Origin of the sequence: Bradyrhizobium sp. Rc2d, assembly GCF_900099855.1 — a bacterium.
In the GTDB taxonomy this organism is placed as follows: domain Bacteria; phylum Pseudomonadota; class Alphaproteobacteria; order Rhizobiales; family Xanthobacteraceae; genus Bradyrhizobium.
Genome location: NZ_FNCU01000061.1, coordinates 1 through 16314, shown reverse-complemented (window position 1 = coordinate 16314; position 16314 = coordinate 1). Strand labels below are relative to the sequence as shown.

The window sequence follows — 16314 nt, the reverse complement described above, 5'->3', positions numbered from 1 at the left end:
ATGTCACTGGTCCCGACGCTCGCGTCCCGCAACCTCTTCCACGATCGCCTGCGTTTTGTCGCGACACTCGTAGGCATCGTATTTTCGGTCGTCCTGGTGATGATCCAGATGGGCCTGTTCCTGGGCTTCGGTCGCATGGTGACAACGATGATCGACCATGCGTCAGCCGATCTCTGGGTGCTGCCGAAGGGAGCGAAATGCTTTGAGGATCCTTCGCTGCTGGATGCGAAGCTGCGCGACAAGGTCGCATCCGTCGATGGCGTCGCCTCCGTGGTCCCGCTGGTCATCGGCTTCTCGGACTGGCGCCTCGAGAGCGGCGAGATGACACCCATCTTTGTTGTCGGCGCCGATTTGCGTGATGGAAGCCTGAGGCCATGGAACGTGGTCGAGGGTGACGTTCGCGCGCTGTCGCAAAATGGAGCCGTGGTCGTCGACCGCACCTACTACGATCGCCTCGGCGTCTCAAAAATCGGATCAACGGCCGAGATCCGCGGCCGCCGCGTGAAGGTCGTGGCCTTGACCGACGGCATCCGCTCATTCACCACGACGCCCTATGTCTTCGTCGACCTGAAAAACGCTCGCACCTACACCGGAGCCTTTCCCGATCGCGCCAGCAACCTCCTGGTTCGCCTCAAGCCCGACGCCGACCGCGACACGGTTCTTAAGGCCGTTCGAGTTCAGGTTGGTGAACACGAGGTGCTTACGACGGATGAATTCCGCAGCCGTAGCCGCTCGTTCTGGCTGTTCGGGACCGGCGCCGGCGCTGCGCTGTTTGCCGGCGCATTGCTGGGAGTAATCGTCGGCACCGTCATCGTCGCGCAAACACTCTATTCGAGCACCAAGGATCACCTCAGTGAATTCGCCACCCTGCGGGCAATGGGTTCGTCGAATGCATATATTTACAGGGTCATCATCTATCAGGCGCTCATCAACGCGATCATCGGCTTCATCATTGCGACTGCGATCGGCGCTGTCGTTGTGGAGATGACTGCCAAGAGCGCGTTGCCCATCGTCATCACGCCGTGGCTAATTGCAGCCCTGTTCGTGCTGACGGTCGTGATGTGCGTAGCGTCGGCGATCGGCGCAATCGTGCGTGTAGTGCGGATCGATCCAGCAACGGTATTCATGCGATGAACGAAATCATCATTGAGGCCACCGCGATCAAGAAAACGCTTGGGCGTGGCGCTGGCGAGGTGAAGGCGCTGCGCGGGATCGACCTCACGCTGCGACGCGGCGAGTTCACACTGCTGATGGGACCGTCGGGCAGCGGCAAGACGACGCTGCTGCTCGTGCTCGGATGCATGCTGGCACCAAGTTCGGGCGCGCTCACCGTGTGCGGCACGCCCACGTCGGGCGTCGACAAGGAGGGACTGGCCAGAATCAGGCGCGACCATATCGGCTTTGTGTTCCAGTCCTATCATCTGTTTCCGACGCTCACCGCTGCACAGAACGTGCAACTCGCCCTCGACATCCGTCATGAGAGTGGACGCAAGGCCAGGAAACTGGCGCGGGAAGCACTGAACCTGGTTGGTCTGGAGCAGAAGGCCGATACCTTGCCGGGCGAGCTCAGCGGCGGTGAGCAGCAGAGGGTCGCGATCGCGCGAGCCTTTGTCGCCAATCCCTCGGTCATTCTCGCCGACGAGCCAACTGCCGCGCTCGACGGCAATAACGGGCGAAGCATCATGCGGATTCTCGCCGATGCAGCCCATCAGCGCGAGCGCGCCGTGCTCGTCGTGACGCATGATCCGCGGGTCATTCCCTTTGCGGATCGCATCGTCGAGATCGAGGATGGCCTGCTGGTCGACACCGGATCCGGCGAACCCGAGCGGCTGCACCTGCCAAAGGCGGCCGCATTCAGGCCGTAAGACCCAAGCGAATGAAGCAAGAGGACGCACCATGAGCTTGCGCGCGGAAATGCTGCGTCTCGGCATCCGCATGTTCCTGAAACGGCACCGTCATCCATTCGATGTCGGGACGTGGCGGGCCAACATGCATCGCATGGAGCGATGGGTGCCTCGTCCGCCACGCAGCACAAAGACAAGCGTCGTGCAGGCCAGTCACCTCAGACTACACCGGATCGCCACCCCGGCGTCGCACCCGGGACGCAACGTGCTATATCTTCATGGCGGCGCCTATGTCTCGGGCGCGCCGATCTACTACCGGCATTTCACCTGGCGCATCGCCAATGTGACCAAATCGACGGTCTGGGCCCTTGAATATCGCCTCGCACCCGAACATCCGTTTCCGGCCGCACTGGACGACGCCGTGGCGGGTTTTCTCTGGCTCGCCGGCGAGACGGGCGATCCAGGCGAACTCTTCGTGATGGGTGATTCAGTCGGTGGAGGATTGGCCCTGTGCCTTCTCATGAGGCTGCGTGACGAACGCAAGCCGCTTCCTGCCGCCGCCGTTGCCATGTCGCCCTGGACCGATCTCGCGCTCACCGCGCCCTCGTTGATCGAGAATGCCGCATCAGATCCGATGTTGAACGTGCACGATGTTCCGGAATTCGTGCGTTGCTATCTGGCAGGCGCCGACCCGTATAACCCCCATGCCTCGCCGCTCTATGGCGATGCGTTCGGCCTTCCCCCGGTGTTGATCCATGTCGGCAGCGACGAGATCCTGCGGGATGACGCGGTCCGCATGGCCGACAAGCTGAAACAAGGTAATCCGCGGAGCCGCCTGGAGGTCTGGCCGCGCATGCCGCACGTCTTCCAGCTCTTCGTTCCGGTGCTGCCGGAAGCCCATGCGGCCATCGCTCAGATCGGAGAATTCATCTCCAACCTGCGTTGCGATACAGCTTCGTCGGCGCCCGGGCCAGCCGAAGCGCGATGAGATCAGGATGAATCGTCATCGCGCTTACTGTTTGAGCATGATCTTTTCGGAAAACCGCTGCGCGCTTTTCCGGATCATGCGCTAGGCTCCACCGCCGTTGCCGTTCTCTCCATTCCCGCTCTCGGCCTCTTCCGTGATGTGCTCGACCGAGACGACGTGCTCGTCCTCGGCCGTGTCGAACACGATCACGCCCTGCGTCGAGCGGCCGGCGATGCGGATGCCTTCGACCGGGCAGCGGATCAGCTGGCCCTTGTCGGTGACCAGCATGATCTGGTCGGCATCTTCCACCGGGAATGAGGCCACGAGGTTGCCGTTGCGGTTGTTGACGCTCATGGCGACGATCCCTTTGCCGCCGCGGCCCGTGGTGCGGTACTCGTAGGACGAGGTGCGCTTGCCGTAGCCGTTGACCGACACGGTGAGCACGACCTGCTCCTGCGCCGACATCTCGGCGTAACGCTCCTGGGCCAGCTGGAAGCTGCCGGAGGCCTCCTCGGCCTCGCCGTCCACGGCGGTCTCCTCAGTCGCAGCTTCGCCGGCGACCGCACGGCGCATCTTCAGATAGGCCGAGCGCTCGTCCGAGGTGGTCTCGACATGGCGCAGGATCGCCAGCGAAATCACCTTGTCGCCCTCGCCAAGCGCGATGCCGCGCACGCCCATCGAGGTGCGCCCGGTGAACACGCGCACGTCGGTGACGGGGAAGCGAATGCACTGGCCGCCGGCCGCGGTCAGCAACACGTCGTCGCGCTCGGTGCAGATCTGCACGTCGACGATCGCCTCGTTGTCGTCGAGCTTCATCGCGATGATGCCGGAACGGCGGACGTCGACGAAGTCGGACAGCTTGTTGCGCCGCACGTTACCGCCTGTGGTGGCGAACATCACGTCGAGGTTGGCCCAGGTCGATTCATCCTCGGGCAGCGGCATGATGGTGGTGATGCGCTCGCCCTGCTCCAGCGGCAGGATGTTGATCAGCGCCTTGCCGCGCGCGTTCGGCGCGGCCATCGGCAGGCGCCAGACCTTTTCCTTATAGACCTGACCGCGCGAGGAGAAGAACAGCACCGGCGTGTGCGTGGAGGCCACGAACAGGCGGCTGACGAAATCCTCGTCACGGGTCTGCATGCCGGCGCGGCCCTTGCCGCCGCGGCGCTGCGCCCGGTAGGCCGACAGCGGCACGCGCTTGACGTAGCCGGCGTGCGAGACGGTGACGACCATGTCCTCGCGCTGGATCAGGTCCTCGTCCTCGACCTCGCCTTCCTGCTCCATGATCACGGTGCGGCGCGGCGTGGCGAACTCGGCCTTCACCTCGGCAAGCTCGGTCTTGATGATCTCGAGAATGCGGGCGCGCGAGCGCAGGATCTCGAGATAGTCGCCGATCTCGCCGGCGAGTTTTGACAGCTCGTCGCCGATCTCGTCGCGGCCGAGCGCAGTGAGACGTGCCAGGCGCAGTTCCAGGATGGCCTTGGCCTGATCCAGTGACAGGCGGATGGTGCCGTCCGCGTTGATGCGGTGGCGCGGATCGTCGATCAACGTGATGATGTCCTCGACGTCGCGCGCCGGCCAGTCGCGCGTCATCAGGGTGTCGCGCGCAGCCGCCGGCGTCGGCGAGGTGCGGATCACCTTGATGATCTCGTCGATGTTGGCGACCGCGATGGCGAGGCCGACCTGCTCATGCGCGCGCTCGCGCGCCTTGCGCAGCTTGTACTTGGTCCGGCGCGTGACGACCTGCTCGCGGAAGCCGACGAAGATCGTCAGCATATCCTTCAGGTTCATCGTCTGCGGACGGCCGGAATCGAGCGCGACGGCGTTGACGCCGAAACTCGTCTGCAGCGGCGTGAACTTGTAGAGCTGATTCAGCACCACGTCGGGCACGGCATCGCGCTTGAGCTCGACGACGACGCGATAGCCCTCGCGGTCGGACTCGTCGCGCAGATCGGAGATGCCCTCGATCTTCTTTTCCTTGTAGAGCTCGGCGATGCGCTCGACCATCGTCGCCTTGTTCACCTGATACGGTATCTCGGTGATGACGATCGCCTCGCGCTCCTTGCGGATCGTCTCGAACGTGACCTTGCCGCGCATCACGATGGAGCCGCGGCCGAGATGGTAGGCGCTGCGGATGCCCTGGCGGCCCAAGATGATGCCGCCGGTCGGGAAATCCGGGCCCGGGATGATGTTGTTGAGCTCGTCGATGGTCAGCGACGGATTGTCGATCAACGCCAGGCAGGCATCGATGACCTCGCCCAGATTGTGCGGCGGGATGTTGGTGGCCATGCCGACCGCGATGCCGCCGGCGCCGTTGACCAGCAGGTTCGGGAACCGCGCCGGCAGGACCACCGGCTCCTTGGTCGAGCCGTCGTAATTGTCCTGGAAGTCGACGGTCTCGTTGTCGATGTCGTCGAGCAGCTTCAGTGCGATCTTGGTCAGGCGCGACTCGGTGTAGCGCATCGCCGCCGGCGGATCGCCGTCGACCGAGCCGAAATTGCCCTGCCCGTCCACCAGCAGTTCGCGCATCGAGAACGGCTGCGCCATGCGCACCAGCGCGTCGTAGATCGCCTGGTCGCCATGCGGATGGTATTGGCCCATGACGTCGCCGACGATACCGGCCGACTTCTTGTGCTTCTTGTCCGGCGTATAGCCTTCCTCGTTCATCGAGAACAGGATGCGGCGATGCACCGGCTTCAGGCCGTCGCGCGCATCGGGCAGCGCGCGCGACACGATCACGCTCATGGCGTAATCGAGATAGGACTTCTTCATCTCGTCGAGGATGGAGACGGGGCGAATGTCCGAGGGTTGCGCCGGCTGGTCGCCGGGCTTGTTGTCGTCGTCAGCCAAGGGGAAATCCGGTGAGGTTTATCTGGGAATCATATAGCGCATCAGGGGCCGGATAACCACCCTCGCGAAGGCCCTGGCAAGCGATTTTTCCGCCTATTTTTCCAATAACTTAAGCCCTTCCGAGCACTGCTTCCGAGAGGCCCGGAATCCCCCTCCAAGATGACTTCACGCGCCTGGAAAACCGCGCAGCGAGCGGGCCCTGTCAGACGGTTTGCCCATGGGCAGCCCGAGCTCACGTCGAACATGAAGCGGGCCCGGAAAATCCGAGCCTGCCCCGCCGATTAGTAGAAATTGCTGACACGACACGCCCGGCGCAACCCGATCGGTAATGCGCCTTGGCCGCGCGATCCGTGCTCTCAGAACGGGATATCGTCATCCATGTCGCTGTTGCGACCGCCGCCGGCGGCAACAGGACGGCGCGGTGCGCTGCTGACGGGACCGGAGGAGCCGAAATCGCCGCCCGGCTCATCGCCGAAGCTGCCGCCTCCTCCGCCGCCGCCGCGGCCGTCGAGCATCGTCAGCGTCGAGTTGAAGCCCTGGAGCACGACCTCGGTCGAGTACTTCTCGACGCCGCTCTGATCGGTCCATTTGCGAGTCTGGAGCGCGCCCTCGATGTAAACCTTGGCGCCCTTCTTCAGGTACTGCTCGGCGACCTTGCATAGCCCTTCATTGAAGATCACGACGCGATGCCACTCGGTCTTTTCCTTGCGTTCACCGGTATTCTTGTCGCGCCAGGTATCCGAGGTGGCGATGCTCAAATTCGCGATCGGCCGCCCGTCCTGGGTGCGGCGGATCTCGGGATCCTTGCCGAGATTTCCAACCAGAATGACCTTGTTGACGCTTCCCGCCATCGCCGCTCTCCACTCCAATGCCACTGAATTTCAAAGGCGAAAGTCCGCTCTTCGCGTTCCTCCGCCGCCCCGTTGAGGCGACCCTATACGCTTGCGGACGCCGCTCAGCCCATCACCCCCAAGGTTATCCCCATATATAGCATTGCCATCCGCTCCGTTCCAGATTTGTTCCTTGTGGCGATCGGGCGAACGTCGGCTCAGTCCGGCTACGATTGGCGATGAAAAAGGCAGGCTTCCGGATGGAACTTTTTGGGTTCCCGAGAAACGGTAAAAACTACTTAACATTCATCAAGTTGCACTTGGTTCAATCGGTTTGCGAGTGTGGCATTTCGGAGACGGACTTTGCCCACCCCTTAGGCTACGGTTGAGTCGGACTTAGTTCATATGGGCGTCGCGCCTGATCAACCGCTTCGGGGACTTCGAGAGGCGGACGAAACTGGGGAGACTGCAATGAATAAGCTTCTGTTTGGTGCAATCGGTGTAATCGCGTTGGGCCTGTCGGCTCCTGCAAGTGCGGCGGATCTCGCTGCGCGCCCCTACACCAAAGCTCCGCCGCCGATGGTCGCCGCCATCTACGACTGGAGCGGCTTCTACATCGGTATCAACGGCGGCGGCGGCACCAGCCACAAGTGCTGGGACTTCGTGACGCCTGTGACCGGCACTCTGGTCGGCGAAGGCTGCCACAACGCGACCGGCGGTACGGTCGGTGGCCAGGTTGGCTATCGCTGGCAGTCGGCCAATTGGGTGTTCGGCATCGAAGGTCAGGGCAACTGGGCTGACTTTTCCGGCGACAACATCAGCGGCCTGACCGGCCTACGCGATCGCTCGAAGATCGACTCATTCGGTTTGATCACCGGCCAGGTCGGCTACGCCTGGAACAACGTGCTGCTCTACGTGAAGGGTGGCGGCGCCGTCGTCGGTGATCGCTATCGGACCTTCGATGTGGCGACAGGCCTCGAGTTCGACCGCGCCAACGAGACCCGTTGGGGCGGCACGGTGGGTGCGGGCATCGAGTTCGGATTCGCGCCGAACTGGTCGGTCGGCTTCGAATACGATCATATCTTCCTCGGCAACCGCACGATCAACTTCACCGGGTCTGGCAATTTTGTCACTGCCCCGCTCGGTGTCGTCACACGCTCCGAGCGCATCAGCCAGGATGTCGATATCGGCTTGATCCGCGTGAACTACCGTTGGGGCGGTCCGCTCATCGCAAAATACTGATATCTACCTGATATCACTGAGAGATTGAAGGCCGGCCTCGCGCCGGCCTTTTGCTTGCTTGCTCTTCGGAACAATAGGTTGGCACTTGCCACGTTTTGGGGGCTGTTGTGGCTTTTCGGAGACACAACTTGCGGCTTTAGTGGTGTAAGCACGGCATTAGTTGGGCCGTTGAGTCCGCTGCCCTTCCGGCATGGAAGGCAACAACAGAAACTGGGACTGGGATTAGATTGAAGATGAAGAAGGTTTTGTTGGCTTCGGCCTGTTTGTTCGCTCTCGCTGCTCCGGCTTCGGCCGCTGATCTCGCAGCCCGCCCCTACACCAAGGCGCCGATCGCTCCGGTTGCTGTCTACAACTGGACCGGCTTCTATCTCGGTGTCGTCGGCGGCGGCGCTTGGGAAGCTACTTCGACCGACCCGAAGATGCAGGGTGGCTTCGTCGGCGGCACCGCCGGCTACAACTGGCAGACCGGCAACGTCGTGTTCGGCATCGAGGCGGATGGCGCCTGGGCTGATGTCAACGCTTCGGCGACCGCGCTTGGCATCACCGTGGCTTCCAAGACCGATGCGCTCGGCACCGTGCGTGGCCGTATCGGCTGGGCCGTCAATAACTTCCTGTTCTACGGGACCGGTGGTTACGCCTGGATCGACAACAAGATCACCCTCAGCGCGCTGGGCGTGAGCGTCTCCGACAGCAAGTGGCACTCCGGCTGGACCGTCGGTGCGGGCGTCGAAGCGTTCTTCGCTCCGCAGTGGTCGGTCAAGGGCGAGTACCTCTATCGCAGCCTCGGCAGCGAGAACTACTTCTCCAACCTCGGCACTCCGCTGGCGTCCGGCACGATCAACTTCCACACCGTGCAGGTTGGCGTGAACTATCACTTCGGCGGCCCGGTCGTTGCCAAGTACTGATCTGAAGTACTGATCTTCGCGACCGACGTCACATCGTCACGAAAGGCCGGCCTCGCGCCGGCCTTTTTGTTTTGAGGGCCCTTTCCGCAGTTCCGCCGCTCCTGCTGCCAGATGCCGCCAGCGCGCCAACAATCCGTTGACGATTCGCAAAGGCCACTGGAAATCCGCGCCCGTTCTTCCTACGTTCGCTGCCATACCCATCGGCGCCGATCCCGGTTCCGGGCGAAGCGCGCCTTTTGCATTGGCGCGATCGCGCGTCTTTGGGATTCCTTGAGGACCACCGGGATGGACGAAGTGATCAAGGCCAAGCGCCAACAACAGAACGCGGGCTCAAGCCTGCGCGCAATTACGATCCGTGGCGCGCGCGAGCACAACCTCAAGAACATCGACGTCGAGATTCCCCGCGACAAGCTGGTGGTGTTCACGGGCCTGTCAGGCTCGGGCAAATCCTCACTCGCCTTCGACACCATCTACGCCGAGGGCCAGCGCCGCTACGTCGAATCGCTGTCGGCCTATGCGCGCCAATTCCTGGAGATGATGCAGAAGCCCGACGTCGATCAGATCGACGGGCTATCGCCGGCCATCTCGATCGAGCAGAAGACGACCTCGAAGAACCCGCGCTCCACCGTCGGCACCGTCACCGAGATCTACGACTATATGCGCCTGCTCTGGGCGCGCGTCGGCGTACCCTATTCACCGGCCACGGGCCTGCCGATCGAGAGCCAGACGGTCTCGCAGATGGTCGACCGCGTGCTGGCGCTGCCGGAAGGCACCCGCCTCTATCTGCTCGCCCCGGTCGTGCGCGGCCGCAAGGGCGAGTACCGCAAAGAGCTCGCCGAATGGCTCAAGAAGGGCTTTCAGCGCGTCAAGATCGACGGCACCTTCTACGAGCTGGCGGAGACGCCGACGCTCGACAAGAAATTCCCGCACGATATCGACGTCGTGGTCGACCGCATCGTGGTGCGCCCCGACATTGGCCAGCGCCTTGCGGAGAGCTTTGAGACCGCGCTGAAGCTCGCCGAAGGCCTTGCTGTCGTCGAGTTCGCCGATGCGCCGGCAGCTGCGCCTGCGGAAGAGAAAGAGAAAAAGAAGACCGCGAAAATCCACGACAAGAGCGGGCCCGAGCGCATCCTGTTCTCGGAAAAGTTCGCCTGCCCGGTCTCCGGCTTCACCATCCCCGAGATCGAGCCCAGACTGTTTTCGTTCAACAATCCCTACGGTGCCTGTCCCGCCTGCGGCGGCCTCGGCGTCGAGCAGCATGTCGACGAGGATCTCGTCATCCCCGACAAGGAGCTGTCCTTGCGCAAGGGCGCGATCGCGCCCTGGGCCAAATCGTCGTCGCCCTATTACGAGCAGACGCTGACCGCGCTCGGCAAGCACTACAAGTTCACGCTCGACACCAAGTGGAAGGACCTCGCCAAGAAGACCAAGGACGCGATCCTCTACGGCTCCGGCGAGGACGAGATCAAGTTCTCCTACCAGGACGGCGTGCGCTCCTACGACACCAAGAAGCCGTTCGAGGGCGTCATCACCAACATCAACCGCCGCTACCGCGAGACCGAGAGCGAATGGGCGCGCGAGGAGCTGGCGAAATATTTCCACGACGTACCCTGCGAGGGCTGCCGCGGGTTTCGGCTCAAGCCCGAGGCGCTTTGCGTCAAGATCGGCGGCAAGCATATCGGCGAGATCTCGGAGCTGTCGGTCAAGAAGGCGGGCGAGTGGTTTGAGACCGTGCCTGATGCGCTCAACGCGCAGCAGAACGAGATCGCCGGCCGCATCCTGAAAGAAATCCGCGAGCGCCTCACCTTCCTGCTCGACGTCGGCCTCAACTATCTCACCTTGTCCCGCTCCTCCGGCACGCTGTCCGGCGGCGAGAGCCAGCGCATCCGCTTGGCCTCGCAGATCGGCTCGGGGCTAACAGGCGTGCTCTACGTGCTCGACGAGCCCTCGATCGGCCTGCACCAGCGCGACAATGCGCGCCTGCTCGATACACTGAAGCGCCTGCGCGACCTCGGTAATACCGTGGTCGTGGTCGAGCACGACGAGGACGCCATTCGCCTCGCCGACTACGTGCTCGACATTGGCCCCGGCGCTGGCATGCATGGCGGCTACATCGTCGCCGAAGGCACGCCCGCCGAGATCATGCGCAACCCGAAATCGCTGACCGGCAAGTACCTGACCGGCGAGCTTGAGGTCGAGGTGCCGGAGCGGCGCCCGCCGAACCATCGCCGCACCATCAAGGTGGTCAATGCGCGCGGCAATAATCTCAAGAACGTCACCGCCGAGATTCCGCTCGGCCTGTTCACCTGCGTCACTGGCGTCTCCGGCGGTGGCAAGTCGACGCTCTTGATCGACACGCTCTACCGCGCCATCGCCCGCAAGCTGAACAATGCCAGCGAGGGCGCCGCGCCGCACGACCGCATCGAGGGCCTCGAGCATATCGACAAGATCATCGACATCGACCAGTCGCCGATCGGCCGCACCCCGCGCTCTAATCCGGCGACCTATACCGGCGCCTTCACGCCGATCCGCGAATGGTTCGCCGGCCTGCCCGAGGCCAAGGCGCGCGGCTACGAGCCCGGCCGCTTCTCCTTCAACGTCAAGGGCGGCCGCTGCGAGGCCTGCCAGGGCGACGGCGTCATCAAGATCGAAATGCACTTCCTGCCCGACGTCTACGTCACCTGCGACGTCTGCAAGGGCAAGCGCTACAACCGCGAGACGCTGGAGGTCCTGTTCAAGGGCAAGAGCATCGCCGACGTGCTCGACATGACCGTCGAGGAGGCCGCCGAGTTCTTCAAGGCAGTGCCGCGCGTGCGCGAGACTTTCAATACGCTGCACCGCGTCGGCCTCGACTACATCCATGTCGGCCAGCAGGCGACGACGCTCTCAGGCGGCGAAGCCCAGCGCGTCAAGCTGGCAAAGGAGCTGTCGAAGCGCGCCACCGGCCGCACGCTCTACATCCTGGACGAGCCGACCACCGGCCTGCACTTCCACGACGTCAAGAAGCTGCTGGAGGTGCTGCACGAACTGGTCGCGCAGGGCAACACGGTCGTCGTCATCGAGCACAATCTCGAAGTCATCAAGACCGCCGACTGGGTCATCGATCTCGGCCCCGAAGGCGGCGACGGCGGCGGCGAGATCGTCGCCTGGGGCCCACCGGAAGACATCGCGAAAGCGCCGCGGAGCTACACGGGCAAGTTCCTGGAGCCGGTGCTGAAGAAGGCGCGGAAGCCGAAGCGGAGGAGCGCGAGCGAGGCGGCGGAGTAGCTTTCCTGATGTCCCGTCTGATCCGACGAGTTGCGGGTTACACAAAACTAAAGTGGAGCATCTATCGCTACAATTACGGATGGTCAGACTATGTATTTCTATTTGATGGCTGGGTCGCAAAATGTGCGATGGCTGTTCCGATTGTTGGCTATCTGATCCTCTTCAATGATTCCATCTCACGGCACCTGTCGTTCGACCAACTAGCTGGTGAGAGTCTTCTGCGGTTTGGATTGTCGTCGACGGAACGTCTAAAGCTCATTTACTTCGGATTGATACTGCTCGGAACAGCCAATATCTGTTATCGCGTACGTCGCCCGTTCACCTTTAAGATTGGCACAAACCAGTTTGAGTACGTAGAGAATGCACTGAAACACTTCACACCATCAGCTTACATCGACATTCATGGTGTAATCAGGCATGAAGGGCACCATTCACTGCACGGGAAGTACTACGATTCTGAGTACGACGCATTTCTGGACTTGGCATTTGGCAAGGTAACTGGCCGCCTCCAACGAGACGATGCTTCGGCAGATTGGACTGGCGCGAAGAGAAGATATGAAGGACTATTGAGATCAATGCTGCTGGAGAACTTCCTCCGAAACAACATCAAGCGCCGTATTTCCTTATCGATTTGTTTGGTTCTTTCTCTTGTGGGATATCTCATGCTGTTCATTCCGAGTGCAGATCTGTTTTTCAAGGTTGTCGCAGCCAGCTTTCATTGGTGATGACCTGCGGCTCTTTCAGTGGTAGCCGCTCACTTAGCAAGCCGATGAATGCCTTACTCCCTCGCCATCTTCGACCTCGACGGCACGCTGGCCGACAGCTTTCCGTGGTTCCTGCGCGCCATCAACGACGTCGCCGACCGCTTCGGCTTTCGTCGCGTCGCGGATGAGGAAATCGAAGAGTTGCGCCATGCGTCGAGTCGCGAGATTCTCACCCGGCTCGAGGTGCCCTTGTGGAAGCTGCCGGCAATCGCGCGGTATGCGCGGCGGCTGAAAGCGGAGGCTGCTAGCGAGATTTCGCTGTTTGAGGGCGTCGAGGCGATGCTGCAGATGCTGGCCGGGAACGGCGTGCAGCTCGCACTGGTGACCTCCGACAGCGAGGCCAATGCGCGTGAGAAGCTTGGCGAGGCCGCGGCGCTGTTTTCGCATTTCGACTGTGCGGCCTCGCTGTTCGGCAAGCCCGCGAAATTCCGCCGGGTTGTCAGACGCGCCGGCGTCGAGCCGCGCCAGGTCATCGCGATCGGCGACGAGGTCCGCGACATCGAGGCGGCGCGGGCCGTGGGAATTGCCTGCGGCGCGGTGTGCTGGGGCTATGCGGCACCGGCGGCGCTGCGGGCGCTGGGGCCGGATTACACGTTCGAACGGATGGACGAGATTGCGTCGATGCTATGTCCCGATGCCGAAGCCGGAATGAGCGAAGCGATATCCGGGAGCGCGCCGTAGCCTAGTAGCCCGGATTGAACGAAAGCGTAATCTGGGACTTCCGGCCCCGCATTGCGCTCCGCTCCATGCGGGCTACAGGAGCCCTACTCCGTCCTCCGCAAGAACGCCCCGAACGCCCGCGGGCCATCGCCGGTCTTGACCTCGCCGATCACTTTCAGATCAGTGGCATCGATGATATCGAGCACGTTGCTCTCCCAGCAGGCGACGATGATGCGCTTGCCGTCGGCGGTCGCGGCAATGCCCTCGGGATAATCGCCGACATTGATGCGCTTGATTGGCTTCAGCGTCGCCAGATCGAACACGCTGACGGTGCCGCCATACTGGTCGGTGACGAAGCCGCGCCCCTGCGTCAGCGCCACCGCGTAGGGCCGCATCCCGACCGGCACGCGGCCGATCTCGCGGCCTTCAGCGATGTCGATCACGGAGATATCGTCGGAGCCGACATTGGCAGTGTAGGCACGCTTGCCGTCGGCATCGATGGTGACGCCGAACGGACGGGTGCCCACCTTGATCATTGCTTTGCGCTGACGCGTCGCGGTGTCCACCACCGAAACGCTGTCGTCGTCGCGGTCGGCCGAGAGCAGCAGCTTGCCGTCCGGCGTCACCGCAAGGCCCGATGGCGAAGCGCCGACGGCGATGCTGGCCGTGACGCTGCGCGAGGCTGTATCGATCGCCCGCACCGCGGCGGCATACCAGTCGGCGACATAAACCGTCTTACCATCGGGCGCGACGGCAATGCCGAGCGGCCCGCCACCGACCTCGATCCGCCCCGCAACCTGCCGCGCGGCCGCGTCCACCACCGTCACCGCCTTGGCGTCGGGGCTCGTCACATAGGCAAAGCGTCCGTCCGCACTGACGGCGACGCCCGCCGGCTTGCCACCGATCGGGATGGTCGCAACGCTGCGCGCAGTGGCGAGGTCCACGACCATCAGATCGTCACTGAGCTGGTTGGTGACGAACGCCTCTTCGGCGGACGCGCTGCCAGGCCCCGCTATACCGAGGCTGGCAGCGCAAAGGCTGGCGGCCAAGGCCGCCAGGACCAGCGCTCGCACGATCAGCTACCGCTCTCGATCTTCTTCTTGAGCGCCTCGAGCCCGGCCTTGTACAGCCCGCTCACCGCCTTCACCGCGGCCTCGTCGCTCAGCTCCGGCGGCGGATCGTTGTTGGGGTAACCACGATAGAACGCGCCGGCCCATTCCAGCTTCGCTTTGCCATCAGGCGCGGGCGACACCGTCAAGGTCGAGGAATAATTAGTCACCGGCAACACCTTCACGTCGACCTTGGTGATCCGGTACGAATAGCTCAGCATCTCGGGCTCGTATTTGTAGAGCTCCTCCTCGACCGTCGGTCCGCCCGTCAGGGTCAGCGTCCGCGTCGCGCCTATCTCGTTGCCCTTCTGGCCCTCGGTCTTGGTGACGGGCGGGAGCCAGCTCATGTCCTGGAAATTGCCGATCGCAGCCCAGACCTTGGCCGGCGGCGCGCTGATCTCGATCGATTCCCGCACCTTCTGCCGGGTCGGCCCATGGGCCCAGACCGGCTCAAAAGCCGCCGTCAGAGCCGTCCCCACCACCGCCAGCGCCGCCACCCCGGCGATCGCCGTTCCCATCGTCATCCTCATACCGTTTCCTCATTCATCAATCTGCGCGACTTGAGGCGCGCTGAGATCATCGTAGCGCATATTTGGACCATGGGGAGACCTGTTCGTGGCGCGGCTGTGGCAAGGGTCGGTGCCCGTATCCACACCATCCCTTGCGTTGCCCGACGGGCGAAACACACGAGGCCAGGGTCAATGCGTCCAGATCAAAACAATTCGCTTTACTCGAATTCGGAATTGTCGCATGTTTCGCCTACCCTAACCCGGGCCGAGGGGCGGATCGCGATCGTCACGAACGCGGGATGGGAGGTGGTGGACGCGGGCAGCACCGCGCGCAGGTGGTTTGCAGGGCGGGGCACTCCGTGAGCGAACGCCGCGCGCACACGACGGGTGCAGCCTGCGTACGGCAAAATCGTGTGGTCCTGGCGCCCGGGGTCTGTGCGCCAAGTGTTGCGGTGATGCATGCGGCCCGACCGGGCCCGCAACATCAGCCATCCGCAAGGCGACGGGGGCAATAGTGCATCGCTCCCCGGGGAGATCACGACATAAGCCGTAAAACCACTGCGCAGGGAAGGCCGGGATGTCCAGGCTGCCCTGTATGCCGCTGTGCATTTGTTTCCAGCGCATTTGCGCACAGCGGACCGCGGGTGCCAGCCGGCGCCCGGCCTTCCCTGCGCCCTCGGCATCTTCGAGGGCGATGATTGAAGCAAAGCTCGGGCACGAGGTGCCGCGAGAACGGGAAACCGTGTGTGCGATCTGGATAGCAATGCGAGATGGACTCTCGTGCCCCGTACGCAGCGCAGCGCCTCTTCGGCGATGCGCTGCAGAGCCGGGGCCCATGCAGCAGCGCACCGCGCGGCCTCCTGGGTCCCGGCTCTGCGCTGCAACGCTCACGCGTTGCAGCTTGTCCGGGACACGAGAGTAGGTGCGCTGTTGCCTTCCACTCCGTCATTGCGAGCCAACGGGTCCGCGCGAAGCGCGGCCCGATGACAGGCTCCGCGAAGCAATCCAGTCTGCCACCGTGGAAAGACTCTGGATTGCTTCGTCGCAAGAGCTCCTCGCAATGATGGGATGGACGGCCCCCGAACGGCATCGGTGTGCCAGACTGGTGATGTTGAGTCGAACCAGACAAAGGGAGCCGTCCATGACGAAGATTAGCACGATTGGGGTTGATCTGGCGAAGAACGTTTTTCAAGTCCACGGGATTGACGCGTCGGGAGCTGTGGTGGTGAGGCGCCAGCTCAAGCGAGCCTCGGTCGAGAAGTTTTTCGCACAGTTGCCGCCGTGCCTGGTGGGCATGGAGGCTTGCGGCAGCGCTCATCATTGGGCGCGCGTGATCGGCCGGTATGGCCACGAGGTGCGGTTGATGCCGC

General features: G+C 63.0%; 12 protein-coding genes and 1 pseudogene. 9 read left to right on the top strand and 4 right to left on the bottom strand.

Going from position 1 to position 16314, the window contains the following annotated elements; genetic code table 11:
- The 3 genes from BLV07_RS40530 to BLV07_RS40520 are packed head-to-tail and all read left to right on the top strand — an operon-like array spanning nt 1 to nt 2832.
- On the top strand, nt 1-1134 hold the full coding sequence (locus tag BLV07_RS40530) for an ABC transporter permease (RefSeq protein ID WP_091897749.1): 1134 nt from the start codon (nt 1-3) through the stop codon (nt 1132-1134).
- Nucleotides 1131-1865 carry an ABC transporter ATP-binding protein gene (locus BLV07_RS40525; protein WP_091897746.1) on the top strand — a complete coding sequence of 245 codons (735 nt, stop codon included), beginning with the start codon at nt 1131-1133 and terminating at the stop codon, nt 1863-1865. Before BLV07_RS40530 ends, BLV07_RS40525 begins: the two co-directional genes overlap by 4 nt.
- Before the next feature lie 31 nt (nt 1866-1896).
- Complete coding sequence (locus tag BLV07_RS40520) at nt 1897-2832, top strand: alpha/beta hydrolase (RefSeq protein ID WP_176946084.1); 936 nt, start codon at nt 1897-1899, stop codon at nt 2830-2832.
- Nucleotides 2833-2913: 81 nt separating this feature from the next.
- Here BLV07_RS40520 and gyrA read toward each other — a convergent pair whose 3' ends face one another.
- Nucleotides 2914-5658 carry a DNA gyrase subunit A gene (gene gyrA / locus BLV07_RS40515; RefSeq protein ID WP_091897740.1) on the bottom strand — a complete coding sequence of 915 codons (2745 nt, stop codon included), beginning with the start codon at nt 5656-5658 and terminating at the stop codon, nt 2914-2916.
- 356 nt (nt 5659-6014) lie between these two features.
- Nucleotides 6015-6509, bottom strand: a complete 495-nt coding sequence (locus tag BLV07_RS40510; RefSeq protein ID WP_091897737.1) for a single-stranded DNA-binding protein — start codon at nt 6507-6509, stop codon at nt 6015-6017.
- A gap of 450 nt (nt 6510-6959) precedes the next feature.
- Here BLV07_RS40510 and BLV07_RS40505 point away from each other — a divergent pair, with 450 nt between their 5' ends.
- The 5 genes from BLV07_RS40505 (at nt 6960) to BLV07_RS40485 (ending at nt 13347) form a co-directional block, all read left to right on the top strand.
- Nucleotides 6960-7730 (top strand): outer membrane protein, encoded by a 771-nt coding sequence (locus tag BLV07_RS40505; RefSeq protein ID WP_091897734.1) that lies wholly within the window; start codon nt 6960-6962, stop codon nt 7728-7730.
- Between the two features lie 233 nt (nt 7731-7963).
- Nucleotides 7964-8635 carry an outer membrane protein gene (locus BLV07_RS40500; protein ID WP_091897853.1) on the top strand — a complete coding sequence of 224 codons (672 nt, stop codon included), beginning with the start codon at nt 7964-7966 and terminating at the stop codon, nt 8633-8635.
- Nucleotides 8636-8920: 285 nt separating this feature from the next.
- Complete coding sequence (uvrA, locus tag BLV07_RS40495; RefSeq protein ID WP_091897731.1) at nt 8921-11902, top strand: excinuclease ABC subunit UvrA; 2982 nt, start codon at nt 8921-8923, stop codon at nt 11900-11902.
- Nucleotides 11903-11910: 8 nt separating this feature from the next.
- The gene (locus tag BLV07_RS40490; RefSeq protein ID WP_091897726.1) at nt 11911-12627 is read left to right on the top strand and encodes a hypothetical protein; all 717 of its coding nucleotides are present in this window, start codon (nt 11911-11913) and stop codon (nt 12625-12627) included.
- A 48-nt stretch (nt 12628-12675) separates the two neighbouring features.
- The gene (locus BLV07_RS40485; protein WP_091897723.1) at nt 12676-13347 is read left to right on the top strand and encodes an HAD family hydrolase; all 672 of its coding nucleotides are present in this window, start codon (nt 12676-12678) and stop codon (nt 13345-13347) included.
- An 83-nt stretch (nt 13348-13430) separates the two neighbouring features.
- On the opposite strand, the gene BLV07_RS40480 is transcribed toward BLV07_RS40485, so the two are convergent.
- Together BLV07_RS40480 and BLV07_RS40475 are read right to left on the bottom strand one after the other, a co-directional pair.
- Entirely contained in the window at nt 13431-14399 is a 969-nt protein-coding gene (locus BLV07_RS40480) for a YVTN family beta-propeller repeat protein (protein WP_091897720.1), read from the bottom strand.
- 2 nt (nt 14400-14401) lie between these two features.
- Nucleotides 14402-14965: an SRPBCC family protein gene (locus BLV07_RS40475; RefSeq protein ID WP_091897717.1), complete on the bottom strand. Its 564-nt coding sequence runs from the start codon at nt 14963-14965 to the stop codon at nt 14402-14404.
- 1120 nt (nt 14966-16085) lie between these two features.
- On the opposite strand from BLV07_RS40475, the pseudogene BLV07_RS40460 reads away from it, so the two are divergent.
- Nucleotides 16086-16314: pseudogene (locus BLV07_RS40460) on the top strand (IS110 family transposase); the annotation flags it as partial.